Origin of the sequence: Kibdelosporangium philippinense, assembly GCF_021390435.2 — a bacterium.
In the GTDB taxonomy this organism is placed as follows: Bacteria; Actinomycetota; Actinomycetes; order Mycobacteriales; family Pseudonocardiaceae; genus Kibdelosporangium; species Kibdelosporangium philippinense.
In genome coordinates this window covers 490,235-507,053 of record NZ_JAJVCN010000003.1, presented here as the reverse complement: position 1 = coordinate 507,053, position 16,819 = coordinate 490,235, and the positions used below count along the sequence as shown (strand labels likewise).

Genomic DNA, 16,819 nt, shown 5'->3' with positions numbered 1-16,819 from the left:
GTGGGAACTACAGCGAGATTACTCCGCCGGGGTGTCCGGTGTGGCCGGACTTTCCTCGTCGTCGGACACAGGATCGGCAGCTGGGTCGGGGATACGACCGTTGCTGACTGTGGAAAGCAGTGACACGTGTCGCAGCCGGACACCCGGCAACCGGGTCACGGTGCCGTCGGTGCCGACCGCGGACACCCGGCCACGGTTGAGTTTCAATGACGCCAGATCGTCCCATTTCAAGGTGCGGCTGGCGAACAAGCTCTGCGCGACAAGGCCGTCGGTGTCAGCGGTCGTGCGATTGCGGAGCACCCAGACGATGAGCGCGATCGGTACCAAGTAGATCGCGAACAAGCCCGGCGCGGCGAATGCGAACGGCGTTGCGGCGACGGCGAGCAGCAGCGCACCGAGATGGGCGGTCGGAGGGGTCCGGAAGACAACCTTGCTGACGGCGGTCACACACAAGATGGTGCACGTTTGCCGCTGGCGGCCGGTCGGCGGGTCCCCCGATCGGGTCCACTATCCGGGATTGGTGTCCCGCAGATTTGACGCATGCGCACGATCCGCACTACCGTCCGAGGTATGTTCAACCCGATTGGTCTCGTACTTCCCAAGCGCGTCGACGCTTAGGGCTACTACAGACTCGTCGACGCGCGACCCTCGTGCGACCTATCAGGTCGACGGGGGTTTTTTCGTGTCTGGACCCCATACCCGACCACTGACTCACGAGGCAGAACCGATGACGAGCGCTACATCGCGACCCGCCGCGAAGCCCGGGGCGCCGAAACCGGGAGCTGATCCCAAACCAGGGGACAGCTCCGCCCCGGCCAACCGTCCGAAACCAGCGCCGCCAACGGGCGCCCCGGTGCGTGTCACTGGAGCCCAGTCGCTGGTCCGTTCGCTCGAGGCAGTCGGTTGCGAGGTGGTCTTCGGGATTCCTGGCGGAACCATCCTGCCGGCGTACGACCCGCTGCTCGACTCCACCAAGGTCCGTCACGTCCTCGTCCGGCATGAGCAGGGAGCTGGCCACGCGGCCACCGGATACGCGCAGGCCACCGGCAAGGTCGGTGTCTGCATGGCGACGTCCGGTCCTGGCGCGACCAACCTCGTCACCCCGCTCGCGGACGCGAACATGGACTCCGTCCCGGTCGTGGCCATCACCGGCCAGCAGACCAGGGCGCTGATCGGCACCGACGCCTTTCAGGAGGCGGACATCTGCGGCATCACGCTGCCGATCACCAAGCACAACTTCCTCGTCACCGATCCGGCGGAGATCCCGCGGACCATCGCCGAGGCGTTCCACCTGGCATCGACGGGCCGACCCGGCCCCGTGCTCGTGGACATCCCCAAGGACGTGCTGCAGGAGACCACCAGCTTCTCCTGGCCGCCCGAGATCCACCTGCCTGGCTACCGGCCGACGACCCGGCCGCACGGCAAGCAGGTGCGCGAGGCCGCGAAGCTGATCGCTTCGGCCCGTCGTCCGGTTCTCTACGTCGGCGGCGGCGTGATCAAGTCGCAGTCGTCGGCCGAGCTGCTCAGGCTCGCCGAGCTGACCAACATCCCGGTGGTCACCACGCTGATGGCGCGGGGCGCGTTCCCTGACTCGCATCCGCAACACCTTGGGATGCCCGGAATGCACGGATCGGTGGCGGCGGTGGGCTGCCTCCAGCGATCCGACCTGATCATCGCGCTCGGTGCCCGGTTCGACGACCGGGTCACCGGCCAGCTCGCGTCCTTCGCGCCGGACGCGCAGGTCGTGCACGCCGACATCGACCCGGCCGAGATCTCCAAGAACCGCAAGGCCGACGTGCCGATCGTGGGCGACTGCAAGGAGATCATCACCGAGCTGATCGGCGCGGTGCAGGCCGAGCACGAACGCGGCAAGGCCGACCTGACCGCGTGGTGGGCGCAGGTGAACAGCTGGCGGGAGACGTTCCCGGCCGGGTACGAGTGGCCGACCGACGGCACGCTGTCGCCGCAGTACGTGATCGAGCGGATCGGCCAGCTGGTCGGCCCGGACGCGATCTACACCGCGGGCGTCGGCCAGCACCAGATGTGGGCCGCGCAGTTCGTGAAGTACGAGAAGCCGATGACCTGGATCAACTCGGGTGGCCTCGGCACGATGGGCTTCGCGGTGCCAGCCGCGATGGGCGCCAAGTTCGGCATGCCGGACAAGGAAGTCTGGGCCATCGACGGCGACGGCTGCTTCCAGATGACCAACCAGGAGCTGGCCACGTGCGCCATCGAGGGCGCGCCGATCAAGGTCGCGGTGATCAACAACGGCAACCTCGGCATGGTCCGCCAGTGGCAGAACCTGTTCTACTCGGAGCGGTACTCGAACACCGATCTCGGCACGCACAAGCACCGGATTCCGGACTTTACGCTGCTCGCTGAGGCATTGGGCTGCGCTGGCCTGCGGTGCGAGACTCGCGAGCAGGTCGACACCGTGATCAAGCGGGCGATGGAGATCAACGACCGGCCGGTCGTGATCGACTTCGTGGTCGGCAAGGACGCGCAGGTGTGGCCGATGGTCGCGGCTGGCACCGGCAACGACGAGATCATGGCGGCACGCGGGATCCGGCCGCTGTTCGACGAGGATGAGATCTGATGTCCACCCACACACTGAGCGTCCTGGTCGAGAACAAGCCGGGTGTGCTTGCTCGCGTTGCGGGTCTGTTCTCCCGGCGCGGCTTTAACATCGAGTCGCTCGCCGTCGGACCGACCGAGCACCCAGACGTGTCCAGGATGACCATCGTGGTCGCAGTCGACGAATTGCCACTCGAACAGGTGACAAAACAGCTCAACAAGCTGGTGAACGTGATCAAGATCGTGGAGCTCGAACGGGGTTCCGCGGTCCAGCGCGAACTGTTGTTGGTGAAGGTGCGCGCGGACGCGACCGTGCGCAGCCAGGTGCTGGAAACGGTGCAGCTCTTCCGTGCCAAGGTGGTTGACGTCTCACCGGAGGCGCTGACCATCGAGGCGACCGGGACGGCGGACAAGATCGAGGCGCTGCGCCGGATGCTCGAGCCCTATGGCGTGCGTGAGATGGTGCAGTCCGGAATGGTCGCCATCGGCCGCGGTCCCCGCTCGATCACCGCGACGGCCGTTCGCTGAAGAACCCCACAGGTTGATAAAGGAATCAATGAGCATGAGTGTCGAGATCTTTTACGACGATGACGCGGACCTCGGTGTACTGAGCGGCAAGAAGGTCGCGGTCATCGGGTACGGCAGCCAGGGCCACGCGCACGCGCTGAGCCTGCGTGACTCCGGTGTGGACGTGCGGATCGGCCTGCAGGAGGGCTCGAAGTCCCGTGCCAAGGCCGAGGAGCAGGGCCTGCGCGTGCTCACCCCGGCCGAGGCGTCGGCCGAGGCGGACATCGTGATGCTGCTGGCGCCGGACACCAAGCAGAAGAAGATCTACGACGAGGAGATCGCGCCGAACCTGCAGGCAGGCAACGCGATCGCGTTCGGGCACGGCTTCAACATCCGCTACGGCCTGATCCAGCCCGCGCCCGAGATCGACGTCTTCATGGTCGCCCCGAAGGGCCCTGGCCACCTGGTCCGCCGCCAGTTCGTCGACGGCAAGGGCGTGCCCGCGCTGATCGCGATCGAGCAGGACGCCACCGGCAACGCGCAGGCCATCGCACTGGCGTACGCCAAGGGCATCGGCGGCAGCCGGGCGGGCGTGATCAAGACGACCTTCAAGGAAGAGACCGAGACGGACCTCTTCGGCGAGCAGGCCGTGCTCTGTGGCGGCACGACCGCGCTGGTGCAGGCCGGTTTCGAGGTGCTCACCGAGGCCGGTTACGCGCCGGAGATCGCGTACTTCGAGGTGCTGCACGAGCTCAAGCTGATCGTCGACCTGATGTACGAGGGCGGCATCGCCCGGATGCGTTACTCGATCTCCGACACCGCCGAGTACGGCGACGTCACCCGTGGCCCGCGCGTGATCACGCCAGCGGTCAAGGAGGAGATGCGCAAGATCCTCGGTGAGATCCAGGATGGCTCGTTCGCCAAGGAGTGGGTGGGCGAGGACGCCGCCGGCCGTCCGAACTTCACCAAGCTGCAGGCCGAGGGCGAGCAGCACCCGATCGAGGAGGTCGGCCGCACACTGCGTGGCCTGATGTCCTGGGTGGACCGGCCCATCACGGAAACCGCCTGATCAACCCTCGTGAGTGTTTTCGCCGGTCTGGTGTTTTAACGTTCCGGGTGGTTGATCTTTGACATGGAGGCGGCCACCGCTCGATGATCTTGGTTCCTTCCACAGAACTTTGATCACGAAAGCGGTGGCCGTGTCTGGCAGTGTGCCTGATGGATCCCTTGTAGGCCAACTCCGGCGGCTGCGGCGGTTCCGCCGGGCGGTGTATGAGTCGTTCACGAGGTGGCCGGATGTGTTGTTCGAGATGGTGGACGCGTTGTTGTGTCATCCGGGCCGGTTGGAGTCGTTGCCGTATCTAAGCTTGGAGCCGGTGTTGCGGCGTGGGCATGGCAGTGTGTATGCCGCGTTGGATCGGGGCCGGATCGACGCCGCGGTGTTGGCGGGTGTGTTGGCGGGTGTGGTGGATCGGTCCTCGGGGCTGGTGTTCGCGTTGGATTGTTCGCAGTGGCCGCGTCCGGATGCGCCGACCAGCCCGGACCGGACGTTGAACTACGACGCGGGCAAGGATGTTGGCGGTGGCAGCGGGGTGGTGACTCCGGGCTGGTGGTTTCAGTGGCTGGCCGCGACCGGGACGAGCGGTTCGTCGTGGGCGTCGCCGGTGGCGGTGGCGCGTATCGCGGTGGGTGAGAACCACAATGTGGTTGCTGTCGGGCAGATCGAGGCGTTGCTGAAGCAGGTGGCTGCCGACCGGGACCCGGACGGTGGTGATGATGGTGGTGGTCTGGTTCCGATTGTGTGTGCTGACGGGGACTACAGCCCGGTGTATCTGGGTGGCCGGTTGACCGGCGAGCGGGTGCAGATCGTGGTCCGGTTGCGTAAGGACGCGGTGGTGATGGCCGATCCGCCGCCGCGGGAACCAGGCACGATCGGGCGGCCGCGAGTGCACGGGCCAAAGATGAAACTGTCCGATCGCCGTAGCTGGCGTGACCCGGACGAATACCTCGCGGTGCCCGCCGAGCCTGGGCGGGCCGCGGTGAGTGTGTCGGTGTGGCATGGGATGCACCCGCGTGCCTCGGAATCGGCGGCACTGCGGGAACCTGGCTACCGGCCCGGGTACTCCCGCCCGGTGACCCGGGGCAGTGTGGTCTGGGTGTGTTCGGCCGACCCGGCGTACCCGCCGATGTGGTTGTTCTGGACCGGGCCTGAGGGCTCGTTCGATCTTGACCGGGTGTGGCGGGCGTATCTGCGCCGTTACGGCATCGAGCACCTCTTCCGGTTCCTCAAGCAATACCTGGCTTGGACCCGCCCTCGAGTGCGTGGCCCCGAGCAAGCCGAGCGGTGGAGTTGGCTGGTGGCTGTGGCTTATGTTCACCTGGTCCTGGCGCGTGGGCTCATCGCCGATCAGCGACTGTCCTGGGAACGACGCCGGGGACCGCTCAGCCCGCTACGGGTCAAACGCGGGTTTCGTGGGCTTCACCCGCGCCTGGGATCTCCGGCGAAACCGCGAAAACCTTCACGGCCCGGTCCGGGCCGCCCGACAGGGCATACATCCATCCCCGCGACGCGGCATCGCATCGTCCGTCCAGTGACAAAAACCTAAACCCAGCAACGAAAGCAGGGCCGCCGCTCCGCGACGGCCCTGCCCACCATGCCCTCACAACGTTAAAACACCAGGCCGGTTAGAACCGGCGAAAACACTCACGAGGGTTTTTGCTATACCTAGCGCTTATGAATGGTGACACTGCGCCGATCTATGACGACAAAGCGCATGTTCGCGGGAATCTCGACCTGACGAACGCCGAATGGCAGCGCTTCGCCGAACCGGGTGCCGACCCAGGTGGCGAGTACGTCGAACTGGCATTCGTGCAGCACAGCGACGGGGTCACGTACACCGCGATGCGTAAGTCGACCGAGCCGGACGGCACCATTCTGGTGTTCACTCCCAGTGAGTGGGATGCGTTCGTCAAGGGTGTTCGCGCAGGTGAATTCGACGAGCCTTGGTAGTGCGGCATAACTCATTCGTAACGTGCCTGTGAGGATCTAGACTCCTGCTTGTCCGGGCCCGGCGTCGTACCCGGTCTCCTCCCACATCATGAAATGATCAATTGGAGTGCGTTGCCGTGACTGCAACCAGCCGACCTGTCGTTCTGATCGCCGAAAAGCTGGCGCCGTCCGTGCTGGACGTGTTCGGCGAGGAGGTCGAGGTCCGTCACGTCGACGGCACTGACCGGCCCGCACTGCTCACCGAAGTGGCCAACGCGGACGCGTTGCTCGTCCGGTCGGCGACCCAGGTGGACGCCGAGGTGCTCGGCGCGACCTCGCGCCTGAAGGTCGTCGCGCGTGCCGGTGTCGGCCTGGACAACGTCGAGGTCCCGGCCGCGACCGAGCGCGGTGTGCTGGTGGTGAACGCGCCGACGTCCAACATCGTTTCGGCTGCTGAGCACGCCGTCGGCCTGCTGCTGGCGGTGGCCCGCCGGATTCCCGCGGCCGACCAGAGCCTGCAGGGCGGCGCGTGGAAGCGCAGCGCGTACTCGGGCGTCGAGATCAACGGCAAGACCGTCGGTGTCGTCGGCCTCGGCAAGATCGGTCAGCTGTTCGCCGCCCGCCTCGCCGGGTTCGACACGACGTTGATCGCCTACGACCCGTACGTCTCGGCCGCTCGTGCCGCGCAGCTCGGCATCGAGCTCGTCGAGCTGGACGAGCTGCTGGCCAGGGCCGACTTCATCTCGGTGCACCTGCCCAAGACCCCGGAGACCAAGGGCCTGATCGGCGCGGCGCAGCTGGCCAAGACCAAGAAGGGCGTGATCATCGTCAACGCCGCCCGTGGCGGCCTTGTCGACGAGCAGGCACTGGCCGACGCGATCCAGTCGGGCCAGGTCGGCGGCGCCGGAATCGACGTCTTCGCCACCGAGCCGACGACCGCCAGCCCGCTGTTCGGCCTGCCGAACGTCGTCGTCACCCCGCACCTTGGCGCGTCGACCACCGAGGCACAGGACCGCGCGGGCACGGACGTCGCCCGGAGCGTGCTGCTGGCGCTGCGCGGCGACTTTGTACCCGATGGTGTGAACGTTGCCGGTGGCGCGGTCGGCGAGGAGGTCCGGCCGTACCTGCCGCTGACCCAGAAGCTGGGTCTCGTGCTCGCCGCGACGGGCAGTGGCACGCCGACGTCGATCACCGTCGAGGTGCGCGGCGAGCTGTCCAATGAGGACGTCGCGATCCTGCCGCTTGCCGCACTGCGCGGCGCTTTCCACGGCATTGTCGAGTCCCAGGTGACGTTCGTGAATGCCCCGCGCCTTGCCGCGGAGCTCGGTGTCGAGGTCGACATCGTCAAGGAGTCGGAGAGCGCGGCCCACCGCAGCCTGGTGACCCTGCGCGCGGTCTACGCCGACGGCGCCTCGATCACGGTGTCCGGCACGGTTTCGGGCCTCGCGCAGGTCGAGAAGCTCGTCGGGTTCAACGGCCGCAGCTTCGACCTGCGTGCCGAGGGCACCGTGCTGCTTGCCTCGTACCCCGACCGCCCCGGCGTGATGGGTACCGTCGGAACCCTGCTGGGTGAGGCAGGCATCAACATCGAGGCCGCCCAGATCAGCCAGACCAAGTCCGGCAACGACGCGATCATGCTGCTGCGCGTCGACCGCCAGGTGGACGCCTCGGTGCTGGACTCGATCGGCCTGAGCATCTCGGCAACGAACATCCGCGCGGTCCAGTTCGACGCCTGATCAACCCGCGCCCTGCTCAACCCTCGTGAGTGGTTATGCGTGTTCTAACACGCATAACCACTCACGAGGCTGACGTTCGGCCGGATGTACTAGGTCGTTGGGCCATTCGCGGATAGGTTGCTTTCCGGCATCAACAATGCGCGGAGAGTGAGGCATGCGTGGCCCGTCCGACCGGGTGGAGAAGGCGTCCGGTGATCGCAACGGTCACGCTCGCGCTCGTCGCGAGTGTGACGACCGCGGGCACCGCGATCAGCAAACCAAGCGATTTTCCGCTGGCGACCAGCCTCCCGATCAGACAGCTGGCGCAGACCGACAAGGTCTCGGCGCGCGTGGCGAACACCGGTCCGGTGAGCGCGTTCGTGGAACTGGCGAGGCGCCCGGCCGTGGATGTCTACAATGAACAGTCCACAAGGGCCGGTGGCCACCGCGATCAGGCCAAGCAGAAGGCTCGTGAAGCCGCCGACGAGATCGGTCGGACAGCCTCAGCCCTGGCCAGCGCGCTCAAGACCAGGGACGCGACTGCCAACCTCGTCTACACCACCACAAACGCCGTCGCGGGCATGGTTGTCCGTGCCGATGCGGAAGCGATCCGCGAGCTGGCGGCGAAGCCCGAGGTGCAGTCGATCCGCCCGGTCGTGCCGAAGACGCGCACGAACTCAAGCGCCCTGCAGGTCACCAAGACCTTGAACGCCTGGCAGAACGCCGGGAAGCTCGGCGACAAGATCCGGCTCGGCATCGTCGACGACGGCGTCGACTACACCCACGCGACCTTCGGTGGCCCAGGAACACCGGCCGCTTACACCGCGATCGACCGGACCAAAACCGACCCCAGCTACTTCCCGACCGAGAAAGTCGTCGGCGGCACGGATCTCGCGGGTGACCAGTACGACTCCTCCGGCGGACTCGGGACCGAGACACCGGCGCCGGACCTGAACCCGATCTCCTGTGGCGATCACGGCACGCACGTCGCCGGGACGGCCGCTGGGTATGGCGTGAACGCGGACGGGTCCACGTTTCGCGGCGACCACACCAAACTCACGCCCCAAGCCGCCAACGACATGCGAGTCGGCCCAGGCTCCGCGCCCAAGGCCCTGATCTACGCTGTCAAGATCTTCGGCTGTCTCGGCGCGACCGAACTCACCGCGAAGGCGATGGACTGGACGCTCGACCCGAACGCGGACGGCGACTTCACTGATCACCTTGATGTCGTGAACATGTCGCTGGGCAGCGACTTCGGCGCGCCGGACGACCCAGACAGCCTGTTCGTGCGCAAACTGGCCCGCAACGGCGTGCTTTCGGTCATCGCGGGCGGCAACGGCGGCGACGTGTACGACATCGGCGGCGCGCCCGGCAACACACCGGAAGCATTGACCGTCGCCAGCACGCGTGACCCGTTTGTCCTGCGGGACGCGGTCGAAGTGACCGCTCCAACGCAGGCGGAAGCGGGCGGTCAGTACGGCATGGTCTACAAGGGATACGACAAGCTGGATCTGACCCAACCGGTGGTGACCATGGCCACTGAGTCCAATAAGGATGGTTGTAAACCGTTCGCCGAAGCCGACAAGACCAAGGTCGCTGGCAAGTTCGTCTGGCTTGACTGGGCTCCCGAGGACTCCAGTCGCCGGTGCGGCTCCGCCGGTCGCGCCGCGAACGCCAAAACCGCCGGTGCTGCTGGTGTGTTGCTGCCGTCCGCGACCGATCACTTCGACGCTGGCATCGCCGGTATCGACAGCCTGCCGATCTTCCAGTTCACCGCGACGGCGACCAAGCCGCTGCTGCCCGCACTGGAAGCAGGCACGTTGATGGTCCGGATGCTCGGGTCGAAACGCGGGGCGTACAAGAGCAACTCGCCCGAGATCAACGACACGCCAAGCACTTTCACCTCACGCGGGGTACGCGGCCCGGCCGTGAAACCCGATGTGGCCGCGCCTGGCGACACCATCTCGTCGGCGCTGTCCGGCAGCGGCAACCAGACCTTGGTGATCAGCGGGACCTCGATGGCCGCGCCACACGTCGCAGGGATCGCCGCATTGGTCCGCCAGACGCATCCGGAGTGGTCCGTCGAGGAAGTCAAAGCCGCGGTGGTGAACACCGCTGGCGATGATGTCCGAACCGAACCGAACGGCACTTTGCTCGCGCCGCAAAGGGTCGGTGCCGGGCGGGTGAATGCACAGTCCGCTTTGGACAGTCAGGTGCTCGCGATGGTCCTTGAGTCGCCTGGCGCGGTGAGCGTCTCGTTCGGCACGGTCGAGGCGGTCACCCGCATGTCGGCATCCCGGACCGTGAAGCTGGTCAACAAAGGCAGCGCGCCCGCCGAGTTCCAGGTGGCCTATCAGGAGATCACCAAGACTCCTGGCGTGCGGTACGAAGTCTCGCGCGGCCCCGTCCGTGTGCCTCCGCGCGGCACCGCGTCCGTCACGGTCACGTTGCGCGTCGACGATCCGCTCGCGATGCGCCGGACCATCGACCCGACCGTCGCGCCCGTGCAGGAGGAGTACGCGCGCCAGTTCGTCGCCGACGCGTCCGGCAGGCTCGTGCTGACGCCGAAGTCCGGTCCCGCGCTGCGCGTTCCGGTGTATGCGGCGCCAAAGCCCGTCGCCAAGCTCACGGCTGAGCCTCAGGTCAGCTTCGACAGCCGGGAACAGGCCTTGCTCCCGCTGCGCGGCAAGGGACTCGATCAAGGCGAAGGCCGTGAGTCGTATCGTTCGCTGATCAGCGTCCTTCAGTTGCAGGCGACTTCACCACAACTGCCGTCGTGCCGTCGCAAACTGGCAAAGGGCTGCACTGTCAACGACACGGCCAAGGGCGGCGACCTCCGATACGTCGGCGTTGCGTCCACCGCACCGCACGCCGTCGAACAAGGCAAACCGGAGAAAGCGATCCTCGCGTTCGGCATCGCCACCTGGGGCAACTGGTACAACCTCGGCAGCAACACGGTTCCGTACGTGGACATCGACACGACCGGTGACGGCAAGTGGGACTTCGAAGCCGCCGTGACGAAGCTCACCGGCACGGATGTCTGGGTGGTGAACACAGTGGACTTGGCGAAGCCCGGCACCCCGTCGGTGGCGCGCGTCGCGCTGAACGGCTCGCTTGGCGACGTGGACACCGGCGTGTTCGACACGAACGTGGCCGTGCTGCCCGTGCCGCTCAAGGCGATCGGCATCGACCCGACGGCAGCGTCGGCGCGGATCTCGTATGCGGTCGGTGTCGCCGGGTACTACAGCCCACCCGGTTCAGGCAGCAACCTTGTTGACAGCGTGGACGGGATGTCGTTCGATCCGCTCAAGCCCGGCCTGCGGGCGACCGGCCAGGGCGGTGACGCGCTCGTGTTTCTCGCCAAGCCAGGCACGGCACTGTCCATCAGGCGGGACAAGGCGGTTCTTGGCATCGACAAGTCGCAAGGTTTGTTGGTGCTCAGCCATCACAATGCGACCGGAGACCGGGCCGCGGTGGTGCGGATTCCCGCAAGTTGAGATTTCGTGATCCGAAAGGGGGACCCCCAAAGCGTGGTCGAGGTACGGATGACCGGGTGGGGGCGGGTAGCCTTCCCTGAACTGTGTGGCCCGAACTCTGGGCCTGTATCCACGGAGGTGTCTGCATGCGGCTCGCGGTGATCCCCGGTGACGGGATCGGGCCGGAAGTGATCGCCGAGGCCCTCAAGGTGCTCGGCGAGGTCATTCCGAGTGCTGAGATCACCCGGTACGACCTTGGGGCCGCTCGATGGCACGCGACGGGGGAGTTGCTGCCAGAGTCGGTTCTCGGCGAACTCCGGGAACATGACGCGATCCTGCTCGGCGCGGTTGGTGATCCATCGGTGCCGAGCGGAATTCTGGAACGTGGACTGCTGCTGCGGCTGCGGTTCGAACTCGACCACCACGTGAACCTGCGTCCGGCGCGGCTGTACCCGGGCGTGCGCAGCCCGATCGCCGACCCCGGCGACATCGACATGATCGTCGTCAGGGAAGGAACGGAAGGGCTGTACGCCGGCAACGGCGGACTGTTGCGCAAGGACACGCCGCACGAAATCGCGACCGAGGTCAGCGTGAACACGTCATTCGGCGTGGAACGCGTTGTCCGCGACGCGTTCAACCGTGCCGCGAACCGTCCACGCAAGCACCTGACGCTTGTGCACAAGACCAACGTGCTCGCGCACGCCGGATCCTTGTGGTCGCGGGTGGTCGAGGAGGTGTCGCTGCAGCACCCGGACGTGACTGTGGCGTACCAGCACGTGGACGCGACGACCATTCACATGGTCACCGACCCAAGCCGCTTCGACGTGATCGTCACCGACAATTTGTTCGGCGACATCCTCACGGACCTCGCGGCCGCGGTGACCGGAGGCATCGGCCTGGCGGCGTCCGGAAACCTCGACATCACCCGGCGCAACCCGAGCATGTTCGAGCCGGTGCACGGAAGCGCCCCGGACATCGCAGGCCAGGGTGTCGCGGACCCGACGGCCGCGGTGCTGTCGGTGGCGTTGCTGCTCGACCACCTGGGTGAGCGGGAAGCGGCTCGGCGGATCGAGGCCTCCGTGGCCTTCGACCTGGCAACCCGCGACCACTCCTCGCCCGGCGGCACGTACGCGATCGGCGACCGCCTGGCGGCACTGGTCTCGTCGAACTCATCACGCACCAACGCGTAGCCAACAAGCCGAAACCCAGTAAGCCGAAACCCAGAAGGCCGCCCGCCCAAGCAGGCGGCCTTCTACACGTCGTGCCCACCCTCGCCCACACCGTGTCCACCGTTCCGGCATGCCGTGTCCACCGTTCCTGAAGTGTGTGTCCACCGTTCCTGCACACCGTGTCGACCATTCCGGCACACCGTGTCCACCGTTCCGGCATGCCGTGTCGACCATTCCCGCATGTCGTGTCCGCCATTCCGACACCATGAAATTCCCGGGTCGGTGCTGACTGCGCCCCTCGCCACCAAGCCATCGCTGCCCTTGCTCAGCCTCCGGCTAATGGCCACGTCAGCCAGCTCCCCACTTTGTCCAGCCGCACTGTGTCGGAATGTGTATTTCGGGGTGCAGGAACGGTGGACACGGGCTTCAGGAACGGTGGACACGCCGGGGTGGGGTCTCAGAACCTGGGAGTCGCCGACCGGGGAGTGGTATTCGGACTCACGATGTGGTTTCATGCTCACCATGACCACATATGGCGTGATCATTATCGACCAGCGCGCTGGGTAGCTTCGACGAAGCCCAGTGCGCCGACCTCTCGCATCCTGCGGGAGGTTTTTTGTTTGTCCAGACTGACCACCACCAGGAGCGACCGTGACTCGCACGACCCCGGCCGGCACACCGCTCGGCGACGACTTCCACGTGTACGACACGACGTTGCGGGACGGGGCGCAGCGCGAGGGCATCTCCTACTCGGCCGCGGACAAACTGGCGGTCGCCAGGTTGCTGGACGAACTGGGTGTCGGGTTCATCGAAGGCGGCTGGCCAGGCGCCTTGCCCAAGGACACGGAGTTCTTCGCGCGCGCGGCCGAGGGCGAGCTGGAACTCAAGCACGCCGCCCTTGTCGCGTTTGGATCGACCAGAAAAGCTGGCACAACGGCAGCGGAAGACTTGCAGGTACGGGCCCTTCTGGACTCGCAAGCACCGGTCGTGACGCTGGTCGCGAAGTCCGACCTGAGGCACATCAAGCTGGCCTTGAAGACCGATGTGGACGAAGCGTGCGAGATGGTCCGTGACACGGTCGCCTTCCTGAAAGGTGAAGGGCGCCGAGTCTTCCTCGACGCAGAGCACTTCTTCGACGGTTACGCCTTCGACTCCGACACGGCCCTGCGCGTGCTCACGGCCGGTGTGGACGGTGGCGCGGACGTGGTCGTGTTGTGCGACACCAACGGCGGCCAGTTGCCGTTGCAGCTGGCCGACACAGTCAGGGAAGTCGTCGACCGGACCGGGTTCCGGGTCGGCATCCACTGCCAGGACGACACTTCATGCGCGGTCGCGAACTCCATCGCGGCAGTGCAGGCGGGCGCGACGCACGTGCAGTGCACCGCCAACGGATACGGCGAACGGGCAGGCAATGCCGATTTGTTCGCCGTCGTCGGGAATCTCGTGACCAAGCTCGGCATGCCGGTGCTACCCACCGAATGCGTGCCAGAGCTCACCCGGGTCTCCCATGCTCTTGCCGAGATCGCGAATCTCGCACCCGACACCCACCAGGCTTACATCGGGTCGTCAGCGTTCGCCCACAAGGCGGGCCTGCACGCGAGCGCGATCAAAGTGGATCCGGAGTTGTACAACCACATCGATCCGGCCGTCGTCGGCAACGACATGCGGGTACTGGTCACCGAGATGGCCGGCCGGGCCAGCCTGGAGCTCAAGGGACGTGAGCTCGGGGTTGACCTGGCCGGCCGGCCCGCCGCGCTTTCCGGCGCGGTACGCAAAGTCAAGGAGATGGAGGCGCGCGGATGGTCGTTCGAAGCCGCCGACGCCTCGCTGGAACTGTTGCTACGAGCCCAGGTTGCTGAAGCAGAACAGTCCCCTGTGGACACGCCGCCGTTCGTGCTCGAGTCGTATCGGGTCATCCTCGACCATCACGTTGACGGCACAGTCGTGTCCGAGGCCACGGTGAAGGTGCACGTCGCGGGCGAGCGTGTGATCGCGACAGCCGAGGGGAACGGTCCGGTGCACGCGTTGGACGCCGCGTTGCGTAAGGCACTCGTGCCACACCTGCCGTGGCTCGAGCAGGTCGAGCTGGCGGATTACAAGGTCCGAATCCTCACCGAACACCCGGGCACGGACGCGGTCACCCGCGTGCTCGTGGAGTCGACGGACGGTCAACGCGAATGGACCACGGTCGGCGTGCACGGCAACATCGTCGAGGCGAGCTGGCTGGCGTTGTGCGACGCGTTGGTCCACAAGGCATTGCGCGCCAGCCTCCAGGTCTGAGCGTTAGGGTGGGCTTGTGCGTATCGCTCGTATTGCTCATTCCGAAGGGTTCGCCTACGCCGCTCTTGGCGACGCCGACGGGCAGGAAGTCGCGCTGGAGATCGCCGAGCAGCCGTTCGTGAAGCCCACGTTCAGCGGGCGGAAATGGCCGCTCGCCGATGTCCGGCTGCTCGCGCCGGTCCTGCCGACGAAGGTCGTCTGCATCGGCAAGAACTACGCCGACCACGCCCGCGAAATGGGCGGCGAGCCACCAGCCGACCCTGTCATCTTCATCAAGCCGTCGACCAGCGTGATCGGCCCGAACGCGGCCATCAAGCTGCCTGCCGACTCGTCCAGAGTGGACTTCGAGGCCGAGCTCGCCGTGGTGATCGGCCAGCCGTGCAAGGACGTCCCCGCGGAGAAGGCCGCGTCGGTCATCTTCGGTTACACGATCGGCAACGACGTCACCGCGCGCGACCAGCAGAAGGCCGACGGGCAGTGGACGCGTGGCAAGAGCCACGACACCTTCTGCCCGCTCGGCCCCTGGGTCGAGACCCAGCTGGACGCGTCCGACCTCGCGATCAAGACCGAACTGGACGGCGAGGTCAAACAGGACAGCAGGACCTCGCTGCTGCTGCACGACGTGCCCGAGCTGATCGAGTGGGTCACGCGCGTGATGACCCTGCTGCCGGGTGACGTAATTCTCACCGGAACCCCGGCTGGCGTCGGCCCGATGACCGCGGGCCAGACGGTCTCGGTGTCCGTCGAAGGTCTCGGCACGCTGACCAACCCCGTGGTAGCCAAGTAAAAAAGACCTCGTGAGTGTTTTTGCCGGTTAGAACCGGCAAAAACACTCACGAGGGTTTACCTGCGGGCATAGTCGGGGGCGTGCTCCGGTCGGACGCCGATCGCGATGATGTACGCCGGAATCGCCCGCAGCGGTGGGAAAAGCCGCGTCAGCATGGTCGGCGCCTTGGGGAACGTGGTCCGTTCGCCCTGCAGCACCGGTGCGAGCACCTTGGCGTGCAGGAACCGTTGCAGTCCTTGTGCGACGACCATCGGCAGCCAGCGGCGTTTGCGCACTTCGGCCAGGTCTTCCTGGCTCACGCGGCCTTTCTTGAGCGGCTCGGCCAACAGGCGGCCTGCCGCGGCGGCGTCCTGAACGGCGAGGTTGATGCCGATCCCGCCGACCGGTGACATGGCGTGTGCCGCGTCACCGATGCACAGCAAGCCATCGCGGTGCCATTCGTGCAGCCGGTTCAGCTTCACGTCCAGCATCTTGACGTCGTCCATGCTCCTGATGTCGTCGACACGGTCGGCCAACCGAGGGTCGAGCTCGACGATCCGGTCGCGGAACGCTTGCAGCCCTTCGGCGCGCAGCCGCGGATCGTCGCCTTTCGGGCCGAGATACGCGATCTGATAGTAGTTCTCGCGGTTGATCTGCAGCAGCAGTTCCTTGCGTCCCATCGCGATCTGGATACCGCTGACCTCGCCGGTCTCGTGTTCGAACCGGGGCAGCCGGAACCACCACGCGTCCAGCGGCACCGGGAATTCCTCAGGCACCAGCCCAGCCTCCCGGCGCAGCAACGACGACCGACCGTCGCATGCGACCGTCAGATCGGCGTGCAGCTCGCCCTCCTCGCCGTCTTTCGTGCGATAACGGACACCCGTGATCCGCTCGCCGTCCTTGAGCAGCCCGATGACCTCGGTGTTCATTCTCAGGGTGTACGTCGGCTCCTGCTTTCCCGCGTCGGCGAGCAGGTCGAGGAAGTCCCATTGCGGGACCATCGCGATGAAGTTGTACGGCGCGCGAAGCCTGCTGATGTCACCGAGAACAGTGGTGCCGTCGCCCGATGGGAAGCCGACGGTCTGCAGTTTCGACTGCGGCAGCTTGCGGAACTGTTTGCCGAGCCCCAGTTCGTCGATCATCCGGACGGTCGACGCGTGCACGGTGTCGCCGCGGAAGTCCCGCAGGAAGTCCGCGTGCTTCTCCAGCACGGTGACCTCGATCCCGGCACGCGCCAGCAGCAAACCAAGGAGCATGCCCGCCGGTCCGCCCCCGACGATCGCGCAGGTCGTGCGCTCCATCTCGGAACCCTCCTCTTTTTCATCACTTGTTGAATAACTGAA

General features: G+C 66.3%; 12 protein-coding genes. 10 read left to right on the top strand and 2 right to left on the bottom strand.

Annotated features, from left to right (window positions below; all coding sequences use genetic code 11):
• Positions 1-18 precede the first annotated feature (18 nt).
• Entirely contained in the window at positions 19-447 is a 429-nt protein-coding gene (locus LWC34_RS34250; protein ID WP_233729405.1) for a PH domain-containing protein, read from the bottom strand.
• A 280-nt stretch (positions 448-727) separates the two neighbouring features.
• On the opposite strand from LWC34_RS34250, the gene LWC34_RS34245 reads away from it, so the two are divergent.
• From LWC34_RS34245 to LWC34_RS34200, 10 genes are all read left to right on the top strand, one after another.
• Positions 728-2,596, top strand: coding sequence for an acetolactate synthase large subunit (locus LWC34_RS34245; RefSeq protein WP_235730280.1), 1,869 nt, complete (start codon positions 728-730; stop codon positions 2,594-2,596).
• A complete protein-coding gene (gene ilvN / locus LWC34_RS34240; protein ID WP_233729403.1) occupies positions 2,596-3,102 on the top strand; it encodes an acetolactate synthase small subunit in 507 nt (168 codons plus the stop codon). The genes LWC34_RS34245 and ilvN overlap by 1 nt, the downstream gene beginning before the upstream one ends.
• A gap of 34 nt (positions 3,103-3,136) precedes the next feature.
• Entirely contained in the window at positions 3,137-4,150 is a 1,014-nt protein-coding gene (ilvC, locus tag LWC34_RS34235) for a ketol-acid reductoisomerase (RefSeq protein WP_233729402.1), read from the top strand.
• Positions 4,151-4,274: 124 nt separating this feature from the next.
• Positions 4,275-5,687: a transposase gene (locus tag LWC34_RS34230; protein WP_372496548.1), complete on the top strand. Its 1,413-nt coding sequence runs from the start codon at positions 4,275-4,277 to the stop codon at positions 5,685-5,687.
• Between the two features lie 128 nt (positions 5,688-5,815).
• On the top strand, positions 5,816-6,091 hold the full coding sequence (locus tag LWC34_RS34225) for a DUF397 domain-containing protein (protein WP_233729401.1): 276 nt from the start codon (positions 5,816-5,818) through the stop codon (positions 6,089-6,091).
• Positions 6,092-6,207: 116 nt separating this feature from the next.
• Positions 6,208-7,806, top strand: coding sequence for a phosphoglycerate dehydrogenase (gene serA, locus LWC34_RS34220; RefSeq protein ID WP_233729400.1), 1,599 nt, complete (start codon positions 6,208-6,210; stop codon positions 7,804-7,806).
• Between the two features lie 191 nt (positions 7,807-7,997).
• Positions 7,998-11,282 (top strand): S8 family serine peptidase, encoded by a 3,285-nt coding sequence (locus LWC34_RS34215; RefSeq protein ID WP_233729399.1) that lies wholly within the window; start codon positions 7,998-8,000, stop codon positions 11,280-11,282.
• 125 nt (positions 11,283-11,407) lie between these two features.
• Positions 11,408-12,451 carry a 3-isopropylmalate dehydrogenase gene (locus LWC34_RS34210; RefSeq protein WP_233729398.1) on the top strand — a complete coding sequence of 348 codons (1,044 nt, stop codon included), beginning with the start codon at positions 11,408-11,410 and terminating at the stop codon, positions 12,449-12,451.
• Between the two features lie 630 nt (positions 12,452-13,081).
• On the top strand, positions 13,082-14,710 hold the full coding sequence (gene cimA / locus LWC34_RS34205; RefSeq protein WP_233729397.1) for a citramalate synthase: 1,629 nt from the start codon (positions 13,082-13,084) through the stop codon (positions 14,708-14,710).
• Positions 14,711-14,726: 16 nt separating this feature from the next.
• Positions 14,727-15,497 carry a fumarylacetoacetate hydrolase family protein gene (locus tag LWC34_RS34200; protein WP_233729396.1) on the top strand — a complete coding sequence of 257 codons (771 nt, stop codon included), beginning with the start codon at positions 14,727-14,729 and terminating at the stop codon, positions 15,495-15,497.
• A gap of 56 nt (positions 15,498-15,553) precedes the next feature.
• On the opposite strand, the gene LWC34_RS34195 is transcribed toward LWC34_RS34200, so the two are convergent.
• Complete coding sequence (locus LWC34_RS34195) at positions 15,554-16,777, bottom strand: FAD-dependent oxidoreductase (protein ID WP_233729395.1); 1,224 nt, start codon at positions 16,775-16,777, stop codon at positions 15,554-15,556.
• Positions 16,778-16,819 lie beyond the last annotated feature (42 nt).